Genomic DNA, 19,863 nt, shown 5'->3' with positions numbered 1-19,863 from the left:
CCTCCTTTACAGTTTCTTGCGTAAAAATTTTACATTGTACCAAACTTTCTTTTCCGTACCTGAAATGTTGTGGAAGTCAAAGCGGATCTGCGCATTTGGCTTCAACGGATAGACGATCCCAAAGCTATTTCCCATCGAGACGGACTCCGGGAGCTCTTTGGTATAAATCGTTTCACAGACCTTCACGCCGTCCAGACTCAGCTCCCAGTAATCGCCGACGCAATAATTATTGGTAGCAAACGCCACAGATAAAAATTCTGTCGGATAGGGAAGGGCATAGGTATCGGAAAAGACTTGCTTGGACGCGGTCACATCAATCATGCGTCCGCGAATGAAGGGCTCGGTAAATTTGGAAAAGTGTGGGTAGGGGAGCTCTCGTACCTTGTCGATTACGCCCCCGCCCGAATAAGCAACGGAGAAGCCCACTAGTACTCACCTCTCTTTCTCTATACGAAGGACATCAGTGCCAGTTAAGAGGCCCCTCGTATCATAGAGTAGACGGATCAGGTAAGATCCTACCGTTTTTCCGTCAGGTGCGTATCCCGCAGTGGTTACTGAGGTCAAGCGCCAAAGAGAATAGTACTCCCAGTCTGGATGGAGCTGATCGACTTCAAGGGGGAAGGTGGTAGTGTCGGTAGAGCCAAACGTGAGGGAGATGTCCAGCATGTAGCCAGACTCGTAGAATAGCTTGGCGCCCGTGACCTTTTCCGGATCGAGAGGATGCTCCCGGATCAGACGAACAGAGGGTTCCTCTGCGAACGGGTCTGCCGTGACTGTCGTAGTACGGTGCACTTCATCACGGATCAGATCGAGGATCGGGTAAATTAAATAATCATTGGCAATCCCCGCCATTACACAATCGCCCCCTCGTTGTTGCTCCAAAATAAATCGAGGATTTGCATATAGCCGTTCTGCGCATCAAACATCGTGCGGATTCCTTTGATGGTATACGCTTCGCGGGTGGTTGTATTGGAGTCGATAATGTAAATGCGATCGAGGACATCCAAGGCAGGGTTGCCGGGAATGGAAATTTGCAGCGTACGGCACAAGCGTTTCAAATCAAAAAACGTTCGCTGGGCAGCCAGCCTCTTCAGCTCGTCTGTTTTGGCAAAAGGAACGGATCTAACGCCTGTACGTACCTCGCCCTTCAGCTCCATCAAAATCTCCGTGTCTACGAAATGACCAACCTTATTTTCTTCATCCAAAATGACAAGATGGCTTTTGCCACGTGAAAAATCGATGGTCTTATGAATCGTGATCAAATTGTCATGCTCGGTAAAAGTAGCCACAATCGGCCGATTCATATCAATCTCTTCCAGGCGATACGTACCGTAACGGTCACAATAGGAACGGAAAGGCGTCTCTTTCATGATTTCCGCGATGGCTTCTCCGACTTTGTATTGATACGATTCGAATTTGCGTCCGGGTGGTTCAACAAAAGGATTTTTCCAACCTTTTGGGGTCAAAGTGGATTCGGGATCGACTTCAACGAATTCGCCTTCTTTATCCGGTACAGCTTTGAAAACTTTGCCTGTCGCCTGCGTCACGTGGGTATAGCTCGTCTCTTGTACAATGGCATAGGGGTAGAAAATGTCTTGCGGATTACTGCGCCAGCCGTACATTCCTGCATAAGCGATCAAGTCTTGTACGATGGCGGATTTGAGGTAGGCAGCTTTGGCAGTTGGTTCGGTTGGGACAGGTGCGGGTGCGGTACTCTCCCACTCTGGAATCGCATCAAACTCCGTGCTTGAGCGGAATTTTTGATAGATTTGCCACACGCTGTTATACCAGTTCGTATCGCTCGCCCATTGATAAGCGCCCTTGTCGCCTCCTTGCCAAAAATATTTGACATCGTCGACAGACTGGAAGCGCCACCCTTTGCTCGCCATGGCTTCCCGATAGCGAACGGCTCCACGATAGAGCTGTCGTTCGAGCCCTTGGTATTGCGGGTCACATTTTTCTCCGGTATAGCATCCATACCCGAGAATGAAATCACCTGGAGGCAGGCCTTTCCCCAGCGTCCCCATTTTTGTCTCGTGCTCGGCGATGGCAAGCAGAAATTTATAATCGAGCTCTGGGCCCTGCTGCTTGGCCTGCTTTTTGGCTATCGAGATGATTTTGTCCCGGCGAGCCATCGAGGAAAAAACGTTGGTATCATGTGCGGCAGAATGACCGACGTCTGAGGGATACTGCTTGTCTTCGGTAATGACCTTGTTCAAAATCTTCTTGTACATATCGCGGCAGTAAATGGTCATGGTCGATTCCTCGCCATTCAAATCGAGCTTGTCGATTAGCCCCGTAAATACCCGCATCAAATTCAGACCATAGCCCATGTAGATCCGGACAGGAGTATTCTCGGAGAGAACACCGACATGGAATCCATTCACAAAATAAGACCAAGGCGTTTCTTTGTAGGTTTCCGGAAAGTAAAACGGATTATAGTCCGGGCTGTAGTAGCCGCCAGGGTTCGAGATTGTGATGCGTGCCTCACATGATTCCATTTCATATTGGTCGTCCATTTCGATGTGGTTAATATTGTCGAGGGTAAGGGTGTCCATATAGACGAACTTTCCGACCTGGAGCGATACTTTTCGCGGCTGACCAGGCATGAAGGTGCTCGTAATTTCCCTTTCCTCAAAAAACTCCTGCTGCACAGTCGGGTCCACTTTGTCTTTGTTCCCGTACAGATCAGGTCGCCCTTGTAATTCCTTGATCTGAATGTATTGGAGGGAAAAACGATTGACCTGTTTCCCGTTCCAGAACAGCTCGATACGGATTTCCATTTCGCCATTGGGAAAGGGGATATCACGAATCTCTACGTTTTCTGTCCCGGAGAATTTGATGACCTTGACTTGCATTTTTCCATTGAAAAAAACGCGCAGCTCGCCGGCACCTTCACCGAAGTTGGTAGAGAACCCCATGCTAAAAATGCCGGGGTGAACGGAGGTCAGCTTGAGGTTCATACCTGTCGTAACGGTAGGGGATGGGAAGACGGTCTTGTACCCTTTGGGATCAAAGGTAAAGGTGAGGTTGCTATGCTCAGTCGAGCTTCTCTCGATCATGGATAGTTTTTTGGTCAGCTCGTCTACTTTGTAGACAGATTTTGTGTGCCACGTATTATTGGTAAACCGTTCGTCAAAAAGAGTTGCTCCTGGCGTTCCAACATAGGTGGCATCGGTTGTGACTCCTGCGCCGTTATTGGAAGAGGCAGCGAACAGATGCTTCGAGCCATTCATATAAGGAAACGGATCGATGACGGCTTGTCCGTTCCAGACTTCAAAGTGCAGATGAGCTCCTCTTCCTTTGGAGCGGGGGGAATTGGGATCGTCATAGGTGCCCATGTTCGTAACACCGGCAGAGCGGACGTCTCCTGTATTGCCGCTTTTTCCGATGGTGGTGCCCTGCGTGACATAATCCCCTGTTTTGACGTGGACCTCGCTCATATGGGCGTAGCGGGTCCACATGCCATCAGCATGCTGAATTTCCACGTGAAAGCCGTAGCTTCTATATTTCTCAGACACACTCACTTTTCTTACCTTACCAGCCCAGGTAGCTTTGATAGGCGTACCGACCGGACAAGCAATATCGATCCCTTGGTGCTTGCGATTGTCGCCCATATAGGCGGTAATATCTCGGATGCTTTTGCCCTCGACAGGAAAGACAAAGGGAATCTTGGAGAGAGCAGTTCCCCCGTCCCCTGAACCATCTTGAATGATGGTGCGGGTCAATGTTTTCTCTTCCCGCGGATCACTCATAATGAAATCGAGCTCTTCGGTACGGCCCGGCACGAAGACGAGTCGATCTATCTCGACGCGGCACGCGGGCTTCGATAATTCTCCCAGTTTGAGTCTTTCGGAGAGAATTCTGCGCAGTTCATTGGACATCGTTTGCATGAAAACACCTCCTATTTAAACCGTTCCAGGGACCATTTTCGAAAGCGATTCAAAAAAGAGACGGCCTGTGCCCGGGTGAGCAACGAGGAAGGCATGAACCATTTTTCTTTCTCTTCCGCGTTGGATGACGATACCTCGTACATATGGTTGACGACAGCCGCTCCATCGACGAAATTGTTGATCGCAATTCCTTCGATCAAGTAATCTCCGTTCCCAAACCGCTCATCTTCCATAGAGAGGACGGATGGTGCCCACCATGAAGGCTTGCTGCCTGCCATCCCACCGTTTAGCGCAATTTTTTCCCCGGTGTTGCTGTTGTACATATATTTTTCGCGTCCGACATCTTCAAAACGGGTGCTCGTCTCTTTGACATAGAAAAAATGAACGTTTTTACCTGCCTCAAGCGGCATGTTGAACAGTACCGTATGATCATCAAATTCTTGATAGTCCGAGCTTTTCACCGTTTTTCCATCCACTTTGACGGCAAGCAGCTCCTTACCCGCAGGATAGGTACCGTTTAGGCGGAAAACACGTTGCCCCTCGTATGCCGTGTGGGATTCATCCAGCCGCTGTGTGGGGGGCTGTGAATCCGTAAAGCGCTGGTAAAAAGAGCGCCTGAGTCGGTCAATGAGCAGAAAAGCCTCTGCCCGATTAATGTAGGCGTTGGGAAAGAAGCGGTCATTTCTCCAAACGCCAGGGCTTTTCACCGAAAAATATCCGCCTCGCATAAACAGAGCGCCGTTTTCGTAGCTGTTGTAGATGAAGCGCAACTGTACGCCGTTTAGATTGTAGGGAAGATAAATCGTGGCCCCGGGAGCAGGGCTAACCATGTAGACGTCTTGCTTGAGTCCGATATATTTTTTTGCGAGCTCTTGGGCAGGTGTCGATTTCCATTCTTCTTCAGGCACATCAATTCGCTTAAAGGAGCGTCCATATGCGTACAAATACTCATTGAATTGGCGACTGAACGGATTGTAGAAATACGTGTCTCCGTTATCGAGGCGTTTGTTCGGGTAAGCAAAGGAAGAGGAGTTGGGGGGAATCGGTTTGCCAAAACGGTCCAAGGCAGGCTTGCCGAAGCTGGAAAAAGCGACAATCGAGTTGGCAGAAGGAGCGTAATACAGCTCGATGTCCGTTTTGTTCGGGTCTGTTTGATTCGGCCGAATTTCTTTGAAAAGGGTTTGCGTGCCGTCAATATAGACAAAGAGAGGGTTATCTGCACTCGGTGTCAATTTGGCAGTGAGTGTAAATACCTTTTGCCCAGTGGAACCCTTCTGTTCCTCATACAAGTAAGGAGCATTGCTTTCAAAGGAGCCATAAGCAATCCCTTGAATGAACGGTTCTCCGTCAGCCATCAAATAATTGCTGGCCTCCATTACTTCATTAAAAAACCAGTCTTTTTCATTCACATCAGCCCAGCTGATCATTTTCATCACCTCCTATATAGAGTAGACAGAAACCCGGAACAGCCCCAGCTATTCTCGAATCATCCGTTCTACCAGCCGCCTTGTCCGATTCAAAAAAGCAATAAATTCGGCGCGTGTCACAAAATCGTTGGGGCGGAAGTAAATGATGGGCTTCCCATCTCGGGTGATGACTGTGATTAGCCCAAGATCGGCCATTTCCTCGATGTTTTTCTGCGCCCAATGCCCTTCAATATCTTGAAACCGGAAACGTGATTCGCGTTCGATCGAGTCTTTTTTGATGAGGATCAGATCGACGGTTACGCTGTAGCGTCGTCCTGCCTCAAGTACATGAGGAATGATGGATTCTGCGCTGCCGAGGAAAATACTTCCTTTTTCGTCGTAAAACTTGTGGGTCCAGCCTGCGTAGCTCAGGTAATCGTTATACGATTCCTTGTCTGGAAAAAGCAAGGTCAATGAACACTGGTAGCTGCTAAAGCCGGAGTGGTGGATGTGCGAGGGAGCGTTGATGATTTTAATTTCGCGCAAGGAAGGCTGGGGACTTGGCGGAGAATAGGGCTCGATGAGACGGGCGTTTACTTCCATGAACTCGAAGCCTGTATCGATGAACAGCTTTTTTTTGTAGCGCTGATTGGCAGTGCCAAAGGCGTATTGTTGGGTCATTTTTGTACCTCCTTACAATCTCGTGTAGCTCGTGGCGATGCCAGAGCGGACTTGTTGGCTCAGTTCGGTGGAAAGGCTTGCTTGTGTACTGCGAACGGCTTCGCTGACGGTCGAGCCGATGCGCTGTAGGTCAGCTTCCGTTCCGCTCATTTTGTCGATCGTAATGTTCACATTGCTGCCGCCGCCATAGGTAAGGTCGTAGGTGTTATGTGTTGCATTTGCGGTTTGCATACCCCAGTAGGTAAGCGGCTGCAAGCCATCGGGCATGTTGAAGGTTCCTTTGGTGGGTTGCTTGGACATATGCAGAGATACGAGATTGTTGTACTTGGCTTTTTCGAGACCTTTTTTAAAATCCTCGATGCTTTTCTTGAATGACTCATTGTTTTGGTACTCGGCCAAAAGGCGATCCATGTCAGAATTCCCTGCATCTAACGACTCAATGGTACTGCGTAAATATTGTTCCTCGAGTTTTTTAATGAATTCAGAATTGGCACTGTGACCAGCTAAGAGTGCTTGGCTCCGGTCAATATAATACTGATGCTCTTTATTTGCCAGGTCAGAGCTCACTTTGCTCATCGCAGATTCAATTTCGGCGCCGGCGTTTTCGTTGATTTTATCGAGATTATTTTGTGCATTAGAAGCGTCTAAGCCCGCGATTGCTAATTGTCCTACTAGTTTGGCATCAGTATTGTCGGGGATGTTCGATGTGAGCTTGTCAAGTTTAGAACGGGATGCTTTATTATTTTCCTCTTTACCAGCGTGGTACTCATCCCTGATAGCTCGCATTTCTGGTGAATCTTCCGTTTTGCCCTGAGCCAACAGCTCAGCCCTTTTTTCCTTAAATTTGGCTTCAAGGATCGCATCCTTTAAGTCGAGTAATTCCAGATTATAACCAACTACTTCCTTGCCAAGGTCAAGTGTTTTGACTTCATCCCATGAAGGAACGGCGGTATTGTTCAGCTTGGAGCCGTCTCCATCAATATCAATAAACCGAGAATACTTTTCTTTTTCATCGTCTTTTTTATATTTTGCTTTGAGTTTTTCGAGTTCGAGGTCAGCTTCCTTGCTGTCTGGCTGGAAGGTTTTATTTAACTCTTCTTTGAGGTCTTTGCCATCATATTTGTAAGCAGCTTCGAAAGCGTTATAGTAATCGCCAAATGAAGGAGTAGTGCCACCCATGAAGTTGATCAAACCATCTGAAATACCTGTCATGAAGGTATCTGCAAAAAAAAGATGCTTTAAACCAGGAGGCATTTTGTCAATATTCGTGATTTTGTCCACGAGGCCTTTTTGATTTTCCAACACTCTGCTTTGTCGCTGGGTATCGGACATAAACATAGGTTGCAGCCAATCTGTGTTTAAGCCATCCAAAAATTCTACGGCTGTCATGGCAACGCGTGCGAGAGCAAAACCTTTTAACAATGCCCCGGCTTTTTTTAATCCTTTTCGCCATAGTGGTTGGCTTGGGCCTGGATTATTATTGGGAGGCGTTGGATCTCTGTCTGCGCTCCCTCTCGTTGGGATATCCGGCGTGGAGCTTGACTCATCCTTATCGTCCGCCGTATCGTCCGATTCTTTCTTGTCCTCCTTCTTTTTGAGCTTTTCCCGAATCTTCGTCTTGAGATCACCTGAGAACTCCTCAAAAAGGAGAGCAGCAGCAACAGGGGGGAGTTTGCTAGACGTGGAGGATGAACTGCTGGCGGCTGGAGCTGAGGAAGCAGCCTGAGGACCCGCTGCGGCAGTCGGAGGTTTGGGTATAGCCGTGGACAGTGCTTCTTTCAATTCCTTCAAGGCTTCCCGTGTTTTCTGGAGCTGTTTTTCCTGCTGTTTTAAGTCACTGGTCATGTTCTGGATTTGCTCATCAGTAGCAACGGACGTATCAGATAGAGCACGCAGTCTCTCGTCCAGTGAGGAGACGGAAGGGATCAAGGTGGTAATCGTGCTTTGCAATCCACCGAATGCACGCTGGACCAAAAGGATTCGGCTGGTGAGCAAATGTGCCTGACGCTCTACATCGCGCATCTTACGTCTGAGCAAATGCAACTGTTCAAGAAGCTTCTTCTCTTCCGCAATCAATGCCTTTAACAATCGATCATTGTACGGATACAGCTCTTGTACCCTTTTCTGTTCCAATCTGTTGCGAATCAATCGAGTGCGGCTAGCCTGATAGGAAGACAGATTTTGCAATTGCCAGGATTGGATCTCCAGTGCTTCTTGCGTAAAGGGTGAAGAGGATTGACCAAGCAGTGTGGAAACACGCTCTTGTCTTCGCTGCTCACTTCCTTCATAAAGATTGCGCTGAGCTTTGACGTAGGCAGCTTTTCCTCCGTATTGATCCGCAGCATTTTTCAACAGGCGCACAGCGAGCGATAATTGGCTCTGGCTTTCTCTCATGCGCTGAAGTAGGTGGACCAAAAGCGTGGGAAAGCTACCGGGCTGATTTTTAAAAAGATCGAATGCTTCAAGGGATGCTGCTTGCCAGATGGATTGCATCTGGTTTTGGGGAGCAAGAGGGTCATCTGGTAACAGAGCTGCTTTCTCCCGAATATCGGCTACAGTTACATGCGGGTCATTGGATTGGCGAGAAGAAGTATAGTAGGCTCTGGTTACTTCTTCAAGGCTGACGGCATGTGTTAGCGCGATATCCCGCAGGTCTTGTTTGACTCCCGATCGCAAGTATTCGCGCAAACCAAGTGCTTCTTCTTCCACTTGTTTTTGATCCGTTGTTCGTCCAGAAACGCGTGCCTGCGCCAAATCCATCATGTTTGTGTCTTTGAACAAAAAATTACGCTCTGCCTTCTTAATCATACGGTTCAAAGATTTCGCTGACTCCCAATTTTCGATATCCATCGAGGTGATCAGCGTGTGAAGGCCGCTACTCATCATGTTTCGTAACATATCTACGGCAGCCTCTTCCCATGCTTGTGGATGGCGGGTGCTTCTTGTGCCGTAGGACTTTTCCGTTCTTTTAACAGGAGCATCAGGAAAAGTGGCAAAGCGGAACGGGGAAATGACTTCTCCTGTACTTACGGATAGCCGGGAAGCAGGAGCAGCATGGGAAACGGGCTGAGACTCGTACCTACGAGAAAAGCTGAGCGGCTTCGACTCAATGTCGCGTATCATCTGGCGCAATTCATACAGTTGTTGATGCATTGCTTGAAAAAATGGGGTAGCTTGCTCGGCTCGAAATGGGAATGCCGACTGCTCTACAGAACTCCGTGCAGTACTCGTTACAGAGCGGAGGGCATCGGTCAAATGTTGAGTTTCCATGAATATCACCTTCCTCAAAAGAAAAATCCCGTTCTGGTCTTAGAATAGACAGAAACGGGTTATAGACCACCTAACACTTTGCCAAGTACGGCAATATCGTCTTCGGAAATTTCCTGATAGTCTTGCGAACTAGATGCATGGGGAGAACTGGCAGCAGAATTCGTTCCCTTTCTTCTCAGGAAAGGAAAACCCATGCGTGTCTCTACCTCAAATTGAATGTATTTATTCACTCTCTTCATTAACTCTGCTACTTGGGGAAGGGTGTACTCCCAAATATCCCATTTTTTCAAACCACAGTCTTTATGGAGATGAAAAAATAGATCGCCCCAATCAAGTGGCTCACCAGATTCCATATCGCGAATCGCGGAACTGTCACCCTCGCCACTCTCTACTTTTTTAAGCCGTTTAGACCAATGAGAATATTAATAAGCTTTTTGGCCGTCTCCAAATCACAATGTTCATCCAAGTACTCGCGAGTGACCATAGGGTAGTTGCGAAAGCCTAGAAGCAGGATATCGAATAAATCTTCTTCCTTGTTTTCATAGGGGAGAAAATTTAGGATAATCGCGTCGATATGGACGGTTCCCAGCTTTTTCATCAGGATGCGGGCATCTTTTAAGGTCACAGGCGGAATCCGGTAGGTTTTACCGTCACGCAGCATGATTTCACTATCATCTTCAAAGAAAATAGCTTCTACCAGATCAGCCTCCTGCTGTTTTTTGATACGCTCTACAGCTTCCTGGTTCATCATCTCTGCGTGTTTTTTTTCCAGATCTTCTTGGTGGTTTAGCATGGAAAAATCCCTCCTTGTACTATCCGAGAAATCATCAGTAAAATTTATCCACTTGCTGAATGTGATTTCGTTCGCTATGATTCGTTGTAAGTTATTCCCTTTTTAAAAGAGCAAGGCAAGAGCGAAGAGCATGATGCTCTCCACTCAGCCTGCTTAACCTCGAAAGATTTACACTTTTTTGTTAGATACGAAGCGTTTCACACTGCCTAGCTTGCCATCTGCTCGCTCCGGATCGATAACGGACAAGGAAATAGCGGAAGTGCTGGCTGTGGAGCGTGCCGCATCGATCGAGAAGCTGCCTTTTGCCATGCAGGAGAACAGCTCTGTTTCAATGCCTGCATAGGTTCCATCCTTTTGCAGGAAAGAGCCGTGATGGACGACATGAACCGGGAATGGTACTTCATCCATCAAAATGTCGACCACATCTACGGTTTCGATTCGCTGATAGTTGAAGACCACATCTTCATTGAGCAGGGCAGGCGAGAAGATGAGACGAGCTTTATCTTCGCTGCCATCTTTGAAAGTATCCACCATGAATTCGTCAGCTTTTGGAGCAGCAGAAGTGCTCAAGCTAACTTGTTTCAAAAGACGATTGCTATTTTTCAGACGAACAGCAAATCCGCCGCCGTTGAAGAGGGTACCGCCAAAGTCAACTTCACAAACACCAGCGTCGCCAGTGGATGCAGATCGATCCAGGCTGCCAGCTTTGATTGCTTTTTGCTCACCCAGCACATACACATAGTCGCTCTTTTGTTCTTGCAGCTTGGAGCCCATCATGAGCTCAAGTGCGGCGAGATCAAATTTGGCATCCGTTGCGGTAATCTCAATGCTTTTCGATTTTACGAGAGTATCAATGGCGAAGAGTCCATCGCCGCCGAAGATATCCTCCATTTCAACATTCATGTCAATTTTCAGGTCCTGCATATTACCAAGCGTAATGACTTCGACGCCATTTCCATCCTTGGAAGCGCGTTTGGCAAGAAATTGACCGACACCTTTGATAATCATTTTTTTAGACAATGAAAGTCACTCCTTCTAGATAGGGGATTTGGGTGCTGCTGCTGAATCATGTGGAAAGGGAACCGCGATCAGCTTGTCATAGGATAGACGGGGTTTTGAAATGTCTAACAAACTTGCAAAGTAAACTTCGTGATCAGTGTGAAACAGTACGCAGAGGAATGGCCCATATCCGTTTCCTGCTGGGAAACGACATACGTGTCCAAACCTTCTATTCCATTCATCGATAAGCTTTTGCCGTCTAAGAGATGGAAAAGATGGTTCGCGATTTGATGCGCCAGCTCGATATCACCAGGCGTGATCACATCGAATCGGAAGAAGCTGGTGAGAAGGAGGGGATTAACGGTGTCGCGCTTTCCGGAAGTTGCGTAGAAGGAAAGGAGAGGCTTCGCAACATCAGATAGCACGGCGAGCTTTCTTCGCTTGATAATCTGCTTGGATAGGGAGGCCTTGTCTTCTGGAGCAATGCCGAGTAATGCGAGCACCTGACTATCCGTAGACAGTAATTCATAGAGATGATGATAGAGGTCGACAACCACGAATGATTCACCCCCTTTTGCTGAGAATTTTTGTAACAAAATGTGCTCCTTCTACGTTCATAGGTTAGACAGATGGGGAAGATGTCTCCCTTGAAATACATATTCGATCGTAAATTAAGCCAGGAGGTCATAACATTGCGAAGTGATAGGATACAAATCATCATTCAACAAACGAAGGAAAAAGTTTCTGCGAAAGCGCTCGAAGATCATGAAGCCGTTGTTGGGATTATGGCGATGGCCAAGAATTTCATGCTGAATGAAGAAAGTGTGCGTCACATTATCCACGAGGTTTTTGATGGAGATAAGGAAAGAATGGCAAAGGCATTGACAGTAGCCAGCCATTTGATTGATGAAAGTTTGATTCAAAAAATTATCTCAGATGTAAAGTAAGCTCGTAAAAAAGCGGGCTTTTTCTTTTTGTAGAGAGAAAACTCATTCGAAACTGTCTATTCTATCTCAAACGAGAAAGAAGTGAGGGGATAAGAATGAGAGATTCCAAAAAAGCCGTATTGTATGTCGTGATTATTTCTGCATTAGCTGAATTTCTGCTAGGAGAGGATATCGATCGCGAAGGCTGGGAGGAGCTCAGTGACGCGTTTGGCATGGTGGGAATGGATCTGAACGAGGTTTTCACAGAAAACGATTCCTTGCTGTTTGGATTTCAAAAAGTTTGTCAGGAATTTGGAAAGATGAATATAACAGAGGAAATGATAGAGGAATTATACGTAGAGGACCAGCTGGAATAAACGGCTGGTTTTTTTATTTTCAAAATCCGCTTAATTCACCTCAAATCGCTTCGTATAGATTCGACAAGAGGCAAAAGGAGGGGAGAAACCATGTTATATCAGATTAGTTTTTCGGCAGATGGAGAGCAGGTACAGGTCATGAAATATACGTCGACCCAAGACACTCCGATAGCCGTTTTGGAAGAGTTCTTTCGCGAGCATGTTCAAGTGAACCCAGAGTCCTTAAAAGGAATCGGGATCGTCAGGATCGGTGGGTAGCATGGCCTGTCACGGATGTGATTATGAAAAAGTCTGCCAGAAGAAAATGACAGTCAATGACATCGTGATGTCAGCAAAGGAACAAGATATCGTGCCCATGACTTGTCGTTGTGTGGTTCATGACATTTGCCGCGATTGCCAATGGTACATCAAGCGTCAGTGCGCCTCATGGAAGATTTTGAATGGAAAAGTATTCACGGCTGGTACCTTGCAAACTTGTCCGAAAAAAATTTTGAAAACTGGTTGCTAAAACCCTCCTCAAATTACCTAGTGTGATAGAGCCACTGTGAATAGGAGCATGAGGAGGGGAGAAGTATGAAAGATCAACTTCACCAAATGGACGAGTTATTTTTCGAAGGGAAAGTCGATGATTTTTTGCAGAAGGCAAAAGAAAACTGTGAAGCCAAGCTGACCGGGATGACGTTTGCTGGAATGACCCATGATGATGTCGTTCAGGAGGTTCTCTTAAAGGTGTATCGCACGATGAAGGATTACGACCAGGAAAAAGCCAGAGTGACTACCTTTGTCGATCATGTGATTACCAATAAAATTCGTGACTGCTTGCGGAAAGCCGGCACGCAAAAAAACCTGACAAATAGTAATGCAGTTCTTGTCTCTGGTGGAGATGAGAACGAAGAGGAAACGATGATCAGCCGTATTGCTGCTCCGAGTGAGGAGTTTCGATATGAGGAAGTAGAGATGATGATCGACATCATGGAGTATATGAAGCTGTCCACGCGAGACAAGCTGATTCTCCAAATGAGAAGTGAAGGCTACTACCATGAGGAAATTGGTCAGAAATTCAACATCAGCAAGGAAAGAGTGTGTCAAATCATCAAGGCGATTTTGAAGCAGTACGGTGAGCTGTAGACATACACAAAAAATCGATGAAAAGGAATGATCCAGCATGGCAGTTTTGTTGAAAAAGATGAATGAGGAATTGACCGAGGAGTTCTCCCACCAGGTCATTGGAAAATATGTACACGTTCCGACCAATATGCATACAACACCTACAGCCGAGGGTGGAGAAGAAGAGGTCAATATTTGGTTCGGCGGTTGCGTAGCGGGCATTGAAAAAGCAGTCATTGCCTTCGATTACGAAAAGCAGGAGTTTCGTGAGGAGCCATTGACCTACACAAACTTTTTACTGACCGACGGTATGGGATACACGGTGAACCAACTCCAATCCGAGATATATGAGATTACAAAGGAAGAATTCGAGCAAATGCTAGCAGACCATCTGGCTACTCAGGCTGCTGAGCTTGAAGCAGAGAAAAAGCTTCGTGAAGCAGCAGAGGAAATCTCGACAAATGAGGAGACGATGTAGTGCCATGAGACAGCCCATGATTGTCGCTTTCGAAGGAATTGACGCCAATGCGAAGGAAGCCCAAGCGGCGTTGCTAGAAGAAAATTTGAGAGGCCTCGGATATAAAGTGAAAAGAGTAACGTTTCCGCGTTTAGATACCCCAATCGGAGCAGTCATTGGCATGTGGCTTCGCTGCGAAATTGAACTGGATGAGAAAGCGGTAGGAAAGCTATTTGAAGCGGATTTTCTGGACTATCAACGAGAGATGGCGCGGATTTCGAAGGAGAACGTCGACTTCATCATCATTGATCATTACGAACTGTCCAATTATTACTACTTCTATATGAAGGATACTCCTCTTTCCTGGTATGCCACGATGAGTGATTTGACGAAGCGGCCCGATGCAACCTTTTTTCTGCGAACAGAAGTAGATGCGAATAATGCCATGCTGCTAAAGGTGCAGGAAGCCTATCTTTCCCTTGCCCATGCTTCGCGCCGATCAGTACATACACTGGATACGGCAATCGGGGTGGAAAGAATGCAGAAAAACATTCTGCAAGCAGTCCATCAGCTACATCTGAAAAAGCGAGTTACGTGCTAACAAAGCTAATCGGCATTGTTGCCGCAGTGTTCATTCCCGCAAATGTTGTAGGGCCAGCCGTAGAAAAGGGGCTGTCGGAAATTCATCCTGTGGTGAAAATGGCCAGGGACACAGATAGGCAGTTGCATACAAAAAGGGAGCTAGCAAACGTAATCACACAGGTTGCACCGAGACTGGATATTGCTACAGTCGAGCTTTATACAGAAACAATTTTTGTATTATCCAAGCAATACGAAATAGATCCGGTTTTGATCATGGCGATGATCTGGCAGGAAAGCCGTTTTCAGCACGACGCGATCTCTGGCAAGGGCGCTAGAGGACTATTACAAATCATGCCGCGTACAGGAAGCGGGCTGGGAGTTCATCCTGATGACTTGTTTGATCCCGTGACCAATCTACAAACAGGTATCAAGTATTTGGATCTCTTGCAAAAGAAATATGGAAACCTTCGTTTAAGCATCATCGCCTATAACCAAGGCGAGGGAAATGTCGACCGAAATCGTTATCACGATGGCTACTATACAAAAGTCATGACCCATTACCGAAAAATGAACGGCTTATTAAGAGAATCATGAAGATAGGCTGGGAGGAGGTATTATGAGTGAGCATGCCATGTTCGTAAAACAGAGATTTGGCAAGGATAAAGAACAATACTCCTTGTATAACATGGAGAATATTCGCCGATGCAAGGAAGACAGTGAGTATCTGGGTGAAGTGATACTCGCAAATGAAGATCTCATTTGGCATTCTGTGCACAAATATATCGGAAAGCCAGAGACATTAGTGAAGCAATATTGCTTGGAAAAAGCGGATATCTTGCAATTGGGGAGAATGGGAATCATCAAGGCCATCAAAGCCTTTGATATAGCAAGAGGCGTGAAGTTTTCGTCCTTTGCCGTCATCACAATTGTGAGGGAGATCAACTGCTTTTTTCGAGATAGCGGACATATTGTACGGCCGACTAGAACGGCAACAACGATTCTCCAACAGATAAGTAAAATAGAAGCAGACCTGGGATATCTCCCTACAATAGAAGAAATTTCCGTACTGCTGGGTGAAAATGTGGACCAGATCAAAAAAGCGCTGGATGTCGGGAGACCTGTGAAGTATTTACAGGAGCCACACCTGAAGGCATCCGCTTCGGGCAATGAAGCTGCCACCGCTATGGATGTCTTGAAGGACGAAGGACGAGACGTGGAAGAATATGTGCTGGACAAGCTATATGTTGCTGCAATGCTTGCGCAACTGCAAAATCAAATCTCATCAAAAGAATGGCAAGTCCTGCAATTAAGGATGGCAGGCTATAATCAGACACAAACAGCAGATTTTTTAAATGTATCCCAAATGTGTGTATCAAGAACCATGAAAAAAATTCAGAATATTTCGAAAAATAAACTTTCCTAATCTTATTTTTCAATCCCCACCCAAATAGGAGATAATGGAAGAGCACTCCTATTATGAAAAGAGGTCGATCACAATATGAAATACTACCGACTCGGTGGCAGTGGATTGAAGGTATCAGCATTGGGATTAGGCACGAACTCATTTGGAGGGCGTGCGGATGAGCAAACGTCTGTAAACATCATTCATACCGCAATCGAAAGCGGGATTACTTTTATTGATACGGCAAATATTTACACGCAAACAGAATCGGAGCGAATCATCGGGCTGGCGCTAGAAGGAAAGCGGCACGAGGTCGTTTTGGCGACGAAGGCTGGTCTGGTAAAAGGCGAAGGACCGAATCAGAGAGGCTCATCGCGCTGCCACCTGATGCTGGAGCTGGAGAACAGCTTGAAGCGTTTACGCACCGATTATGTGGACTTATATCAAATTCATACGTTTGATCCAGAGACGCCTTTGGAAGAAACACTCCGCGCACTAGATGACATGGTTCGATCTGGGAAAGTGCGTTACATCGGGGCTTCCAACTATGCGGCTTGGGAATTGATGAAGGCAATTGGCATCAGTCAGCGGGAAGGGCTGAATCGCTACGTATCGACGCAGGTTAGCTACTCGCTGGCGGATCGAACACCAGAGCGTGAACTCGTACCGCTTTGTCTTGACCAGGGGGTGGGGATCATTCCGTACTTCCCACTTGCTGGCGGCATTTTAACAGGTAAATATACCTCCGCAGAACAGGCCCCAGCTGGTTCGCGGGCGGACAAGGAGCCGCGCTTCGTGCGGTTGCTGAGTGAAGACAAGCTGGAGTTTGGACGCAAAATTAGTCAGGTAGCGGCGGAGGTTGGTGTATCCTCCAGTGTGCTGTCCTTGGCTTGGCTCATGCACAAGCCGGCTGTCTCTTCGGTGATCGTGGGCGCGACCCGTGTAGAGCAGCTTACGGATAATTTGCAAAGTACAGCTTTGACGTTGGATGCAGCGACCTTGGCAGAGCTGGACCGATTGAGTGACACGTACCGAAACGGGGAACCATTTGCCGTATATCGTCTGCCGTAAAAATGATGTCAGTTGTCGACTAATATGACCAGTCCCGAAGCCTCCTAGAATAGGGGGCTTTTTTGTGTTCAGCATAGACCCCAGAGGCATGAGGGATAGTAAACATATCCCGAACTGGAAAAAGAGTGATTTGAAATGATCCATACAGAAAAACAAGCTGCGCCCTTCCTTTACTCGTTGGACGAAAATCTGGAAAAGGTGAAGCGAGAGCTCGGCAACAGCACGGATCTTGTGACGCGCCAAGTGCGTTTGGAGGCCGTCGATCAGATGCAGGTGGGGATTTTATACACCGAGGGTCTGGTCGACAAAAATATGATTAGCGGCTTCATGGAGTCTCTCATGCTTCATGCCAGGAAAGAGGACTTCCCCGTAGAAGCCAATCCGTTGATGCTGATGAAGGACTTCTTGCTCACGATCGGTGGAGTGGAAGAGGTCTATGACTTTGACCATTTGTATGATGCGATATTGACGGGAGATACCGTTATTTTGGTAGATGGGTATTCATACGGCTTTATCGCAAATACGAAGCAGTGGGAAGATCGTGGTGTTCAGGAGACTTCCGTACAAACGGTGGTTCGTGGTTCCAGAGAAGCGTTTTCGGAAAACCTCCGGACCAATACGGCTTTGGTTCGCCGGCGGATCAATAATCGCAATCTTTGGTTGGAGACCATGCAGATCGGGGACATGACACAGACCAAAGTCGCCATGATGTATATAAAAGGAGTCGTGCAGGAAAGCGTAGTGACAGAAGTCCGAGAACGCTTGGGGCAAATCACGATTGACGGTATTTTGGAGAGCGGAAACATCGAAGAAATGATTCAGGATCATACCTTTACGCCGTTTCCGACCATTTACAATACAGAGCGCCCCGACTCGGTGGCAGCTGGGCTGTTGGAAGGTCGTGTCGCCATTCTGGTGGACGGTACACCGATCGTTTTGTTGGTACCAGCTGTCTTTGTCCAATTCTTTCAGTCCTCCGAGGACTACTACATGCGTGCGGATTTTGGGATTCTGCGTATTTTGCGCCTTATCTCTTTCTTTATCGCTTTACTCGCGCCATCCCTGTATGTCGCCGTTACGACCTTCCATCAGGAAATGCTACAGACGAACCTGATCATGAGCATTGCAGCCCAACGTGAAGGCGTGCCCTTCCCGGCAGCAATTGAGGCGCTGTTGATGGAGTTTACCTTTGAAATGCTGCGAGAGGCGGGGGTACGAATGCCGAGGGCGGTGGGGTCAGCTATTTCCATCGTGGGAGCACTCGTGTTGGGGGAAGCTGCCGTGCAGGCAGGGCTTGTTTCACCCGCTACCGTCATCGTCGTTTCTATTACAGCGATCACCAGCTTTGTCTTCCCTTCCTTTTCTATGTCCATTCCGATCCGGCTGTTGCGGTTCGGGGTGATCGCACTCGCCGCCAGCTTTGGTCTGATCGGCGTATTTGTGGGGATGATTGCTTTGTGCATTCACCTGTGCACCCTGCGTTCGTTTGGTGTCCCCTATATGGCTCCGCTTGCCCCAGTGAATTTAGCGGACCAAAAGGATACGCTGATTCGGCTTCCAATTTGGATGATGCATACGCGTCCCCATTTTTTGCGCCAGAAAAACAGCGTCAGAGAACGAAAAAGTAAAATATAGCGCAAGTATCGTGCCGATGTGATGATAAATCGATAGCCGAGGTGGAGAAGGCATGAATCGAAAAGGAGTGTTCCTCCTGGCTCTGGCTCTTCTCGTTTTATTGACAGGCTGCTGGAACCGCAGGGAATTAAATGATTTGGCAATCGTCATGGGAATGGGTATCGACAAGATTGATGGAGAGTATGTGATATCCGCCCAAATCGTCAATCCGGGAGGGGTAGCGTCAAAAGAGAGCGGGGGGATGAGCCAATCAGCTGTTGCGACTTACAGCATGCGGGCATCGAGCATTTTTGAGGGAATCCGGAAAATGACAACGGTAACGCCGAGAAGGCTTTACTTTTCCCATATCCAGGTGCTGGTTTTGGGGGAGCAGATAGCAAAAGAAGGGACAAAGGAAGTGCTGGATTTGTTATTTCGCGATCATGAGGTCCGGCCCGATTTTTATGTCATTCTGGCCAAGGACGCGACAGCACTACAAATTCTCAGCATGATCGACCCCCTGGAAAAAATCCCGGCGACGAAGCTCTATAAAAGCTTGGAAACAGCAGAGAGTGCTTGGGGATCAATTGTCTCCATTCAATTGGATGAATTTATTGCGGATTTGCTACGGGAAGGGATCGAGCCAGTGTTGGTAGGCGTTAATCTGAAAGGGAAGGTACATACGGGTACTTCTAGTGGTAATTCCCAAAAAGAAAGCCAGTCAACGTTGCTAAGGTATCACGAAATCGGTGTCTTCAAAGAGGACAAGCTGCGGGGGTGGTTTAACGAAGAGGAAAGCATCGGATTCAGCTACATCACGGACAGGGTGGACAGTACAGTAGAAGAAATTCCTTGTAACAAAAACAATAAAATTGTCATTGAGATCATCCGAAGCAAAACAACTGTGAAAGGCAAGGTGGAAAAAGGAAAACCACAAGTAGAGGTGAGCATTTCCGCAGAAGGCACTGTGGGCGAGGTGGCTTGCCGTATCGATTTGTCCGATCCCAAGACCATGTACAAATTGGAAGCTGACGTAGAAAAGCAGATCAGAGACAAAATCGTAAGCGCCATCCATAAAGCGCAAAAGCAATACCGATCAGATGTTTTTGGATTTGGGCAGTCGATCTACCAAAATGACCCCAAAGGGTGGGAAAAGGTGAAAGAAGATTGGGATTCACAATTCTCCAACCTGAAAGTGAAAATCAAAACAGACGTGAAGCTCAGGCGGACAGGAAAAGTGGGCAATTCGTTTATTCCTTTCATGAAAAAGGAGTAGAGCATAACT

Annotated in this window: 22 protein-coding genes; 12 read left to right on the top strand and 10 right to left on the bottom strand. The window is 47.2% G+C overall.

The window, feature by feature from the left end:
* Positions 1-6 precede the first annotated feature (6 nt).
* From POF51_RS10795 to POF51_RS10750, 10 genes are all read right to left on the bottom strand, one after another.
* Positions 7-426, bottom strand: a complete 420-nt coding sequence (locus POF51_RS10795) for a hypothetical protein (RefSeq protein ID WP_017249750.1) — start codon at positions 424-426, stop codon at positions 7-9.
* 6 nt (positions 427-432) lie between these two features.
* A complete protein-coding gene (locus POF51_RS10790) occupies positions 433-852 on the bottom strand; it encodes a hypothetical protein (protein WP_069847294.1) in 420 nt (139 codons plus the stop codon).
* The gene (locus POF51_RS10785) at positions 852-3,893 is read right to left on the bottom strand and encodes a M23 family metallopeptidase (protein WP_069847291.1); all 3,042 of its coding nucleotides are present in this window, start codon (positions 3,891-3,893) and stop codon (positions 852-854) included. Before POF51_RS10785 ends, POF51_RS10790 begins: the two co-directional genes overlap by 1 nt.
* Before the next feature lie 11 nt (positions 3,894-3,904).
* The gene (locus POF51_RS10780) at positions 3,905-5,320 is read right to left on the bottom strand and encodes a hypothetical protein (protein ID WP_069847289.1); all 1,416 of its coding nucleotides are present in this window, start codon (positions 5,318-5,320) and stop codon (positions 3,905-3,907) included.
* Positions 5,321-5,368: 48 nt separating this feature from the next.
* The gene (locus POF51_RS10775) at positions 5,369-5,980 is read right to left on the bottom strand and encodes an S-layer homology domain-containing protein (protein ID WP_069847287.1); all 612 of its coding nucleotides are present in this window, start codon (positions 5,978-5,980) and stop codon (positions 5,369-5,371) included.
* A 12-nt stretch (positions 5,981-5,992) separates the two neighbouring features.
* Positions 5,993-9,250, bottom strand: a complete 3,258-nt coding sequence (locus POF51_RS10770; RefSeq protein ID WP_069847284.1) for a hypothetical protein — start codon at positions 9,248-9,250, stop codon at positions 5,993-5,995.
* 59 nt (positions 9,251-9,309) lie between these two features.
* The gene (locus POF51_RS10765) at positions 9,310-9,603 is read right to left on the bottom strand and encodes a hypothetical protein (RefSeq protein WP_017249756.1); all 294 of its coding nucleotides are present in this window, start codon (positions 9,601-9,603) and stop codon (positions 9,310-9,312) included.
* A gap of 35 nt (positions 9,604-9,638) precedes the next feature.
* Complete coding sequence (locus POF51_RS10760) at positions 9,639-10,043, bottom strand: hypothetical protein (protein ID WP_069847282.1); 405 nt, start codon at positions 10,041-10,043, stop codon at positions 9,639-9,641.
* A gap of 168 nt (positions 10,044-10,211) precedes the next feature.
* The gene (locus POF51_RS10755) at positions 10,212-11,063 is read right to left on the bottom strand and encodes a hypothetical protein (protein ID WP_069847280.1); all 852 of its coding nucleotides are present in this window, start codon (positions 11,061-11,063) and stop codon (positions 10,212-10,214) included.
* 104 nt (positions 11,064-11,167) lie between these two features.
* Positions 11,168-11,599: a hypothetical protein gene (locus tag POF51_RS10750; RefSeq protein ID WP_069847279.1), complete on the bottom strand. Its 432-nt coding sequence runs from the start codon at positions 11,597-11,599 to the stop codon at positions 11,168-11,170.
* Positions 11,600-11,734: 135 nt separating this feature from the next.
* Here POF51_RS10750 and POF51_RS10745 point away from each other — a divergent pair, with 135 nt between their 5' ends.
* The 12 genes from POF51_RS10745 (at position 11,735) to POF51_RS10690 (ending at position 19,854) form a co-directional block, all read left to right on the top strand.
* On the top strand, positions 11,735-11,989 hold the full coding sequence (locus POF51_RS10745) for a hypothetical protein (RefSeq protein WP_017249760.1): 255 nt from the start codon (positions 11,735-11,737) through the stop codon (positions 11,987-11,989).
* A gap of 95 nt (positions 11,990-12,084) precedes the next feature.
* Complete coding sequence (locus POF51_RS10740; RefSeq protein WP_017249761.1) at positions 12,085-12,345, top strand: hypothetical protein; 261 nt, start codon at positions 12,085-12,087, stop codon at positions 12,343-12,345.
* Between the two features lie 90 nt (positions 12,346-12,435).
* Complete coding sequence (locus POF51_RS10735; protein WP_017249762.1) at positions 12,436-12,603, top strand: hypothetical protein; 168 nt, start codon at positions 12,436-12,438, stop codon at positions 12,601-12,603.
* 1 nt (position 12,604) lies between these two features.
* The gene (locus POF51_RS10730) at positions 12,605-12,853 is read left to right on the top strand and encodes a hypothetical protein (RefSeq protein WP_069847278.1); all 249 of its coding nucleotides are present in this window, start codon (positions 12,605-12,607) and stop codon (positions 12,851-12,853) included.
* Positions 12,854-12,918: 65 nt separating this feature from the next.
* Positions 12,919-13,473, top strand: a complete 555-nt coding sequence (locus POF51_RS10725; protein WP_017249764.1) for a sigma-70 family RNA polymerase sigma factor — start codon at positions 12,919-12,921, stop codon at positions 13,471-13,473.
* A gap of 37 nt (positions 13,474-13,510) precedes the next feature.
* A complete protein-coding gene (locus POF51_RS10720; RefSeq protein ID WP_069847276.1) occupies positions 13,511-13,930 on the top strand; it encodes a hypothetical protein in 420 nt (139 codons plus the stop codon).
* Positions 13,931-13,934: 4 nt separating this feature from the next.
* A complete protein-coding gene (locus POF51_RS10715) occupies positions 13,935-14,510 on the top strand; it encodes a dTMP kinase (RefSeq protein ID WP_069847274.1) in 576 nt (191 codons plus the stop codon).
* Positions 14,504-15,085, top strand: a complete 582-nt coding sequence (locus tag POF51_RS10710) for a lytic transglycosylase domain-containing protein (RefSeq protein WP_069847272.1) — start codon at positions 14,504-14,506, stop codon at positions 15,083-15,085. Before POF51_RS10715 ends, POF51_RS10710 begins: the two co-directional genes overlap by 7 nt.
* A gap of 22 nt (positions 15,086-15,107) precedes the next feature.
* Positions 15,108-15,914: a sigma-70 family RNA polymerase sigma factor gene (locus POF51_RS10705; protein ID WP_069847270.1), complete on the top strand. Its 807-nt coding sequence runs from the start codon at positions 15,108-15,110 to the stop codon at positions 15,912-15,914.
* Positions 15,915-15,989: 75 nt separating this feature from the next.
* On the top strand, positions 15,990-16,964 hold the full coding sequence (locus tag POF51_RS10700) for an aldo/keto reductase (RefSeq protein ID WP_069847267.1): 975 nt from the start codon (positions 15,990-15,992) through the stop codon (positions 16,962-16,964).
* Positions 16,965-17,099: 135 nt separating this feature from the next.
* Complete coding sequence (locus POF51_RS10695) at positions 17,100-18,599, top strand: spore germination protein (RefSeq protein ID WP_069847265.1); 1,500 nt, start codon at positions 17,100-17,102, stop codon at positions 18,597-18,599.
* A 52-nt stretch (positions 18,600-18,651) separates the two neighbouring features.
* Positions 18,652-19,854 (top strand): Ger(x)C family spore germination protein, encoded by a 1,203-nt coding sequence (locus POF51_RS10690; protein WP_069847263.1) that lies wholly within the window; start codon positions 18,652-18,654, stop codon positions 19,852-19,854.
* The last annotated feature ends 9 nt before the right edge of the window (positions 19,855-19,863 follow it).

The organism is Brevibacillus sp. AG (assembly GCF_028369215.1).
Lineage (GTDB): Bacteria > Bacillota > Bacilli > Brevibacillales > Brevibacillaceae > Brevibacillus > Brevibacillus porteri.
This window is presented reverse-complemented; position numbering and strand designations above follow the sequence as displayed.

What these genes read in the sequence shown, in the direction of transcription:
- POF51_RS10790 (WP_069847294.1), bottom strand. Translation starts at nt 852, where the DNA reads ATGGCGGGGATTGCCAATGATTATTTAATTTACCCGATCCTCGATCTG.
- POF51_RS10785 (WP_069847291.1), bottom strand. Translation starts at nt 3,893, where the DNA reads ATGCAAACGATGTCCAATGAACTGCGCAGAATTCTCTCCGAAAGACTC.
- POF51_RS10780 (WP_069847289.1), bottom strand. Translation starts at nt 5,320, where the DNA reads ATGATCAGCTGGGCTGATGTGAATGAAAAAGACTGGTTTTTTAATGAA.
- POF51_RS10775 (WP_069847287.1), bottom strand. Translation starts at nt 5,980, where the DNA reads ATGACCCAACAATACGCCTTTGGCACTGCCAATCAGCGCTACAAAAAA.
- POF51_RS10770 (WP_069847284.1), bottom strand. Translation starts at nt 9,250, where the DNA reads ATGGAAACTCAACATTTGACCGATGCCCTCCGCTCTGTAACGAGTACT.
- POF51_RS10765 (WP_017249756.1), bottom strand. Translation starts at nt 9,603, where the DNA reads ATGGAATCTGGTGAGCCACTTGATTGGGGCGATCTATTTTTTCATCTC.
- POF51_RS10760 (WP_069847282.1), bottom strand. Translation starts at nt 10,043, where the DNA reads ATGCTAAACCACCAAGAAGATCTGGAAAAAAAACACGCAGAGATGATG.
- POF51_RS10740 (WP_017249761.1), top strand. Translation starts at nt 12,085, where the DNA reads ATGAGAGATTCCAAAAAAGCCGTATTGTATGTCGTGATTATTTCTGCA.
- POF51_RS10735 (WP_017249762.1), top strand. Translation starts at nt 12,436, where the DNA reads ATGTTATATCAGATTAGTTTTTCGGCAGATGGAGAGCAGGTACAGGTC.
- POF51_RS10730 (WP_069847278.1), top strand. Translation starts at nt 12,605, where the DNA reads ATGGCCTGTCACGGATGTGATTATGAAAAAGTCTGCCAGAAGAAAATG.
- POF51_RS10725 (WP_017249764.1), top strand. Translation starts at nt 12,919, where the DNA reads ATGAAAGATCAACTTCACCAAATGGACGAGTTATTTTTCGAAGGGAAA.
- POF51_RS10720 (WP_069847276.1), top strand. Translation starts at nt 13,511, where the DNA reads ATGGCAGTTTTGTTGAAAAAGATGAATGAGGAATTGACCGAGGAGTTC.
- POF51_RS10715 (WP_069847274.1), top strand. Translation starts at nt 13,935, where the DNA reads ATGAGACAGCCCATGATTGTCGCTTTCGAAGGAATTGACGCCAATGCG.
- POF51_RS10705 (WP_069847270.1), top strand. Translation starts at nt 15,108, where the DNA reads ATGAGTGAGCATGCCATGTTCGTAAAACAGAGATTTGGCAAGGATAAA.
- POF51_RS10700 (WP_069847267.1), top strand. Translation starts at nt 15,990, where the DNA reads ATGAAATACTACCGACTCGGTGGCAGTGGATTGAAGGTATCAGCATTG.
- POF51_RS10695 (WP_069847265.1), top strand. Translation starts at nt 17,100, where the DNA reads ATGATCCATACAGAAAAACAAGCTGCGCCCTTCCTTTACTCGTTGGAC.
- POF51_RS10690 (WP_069847263.1), top strand. Translation starts at nt 18,652, where the DNA reads ATGAATCGAAAAGGAGTGTTCCTCCTGGCTCTGGCTCTTCTCGTTTTA.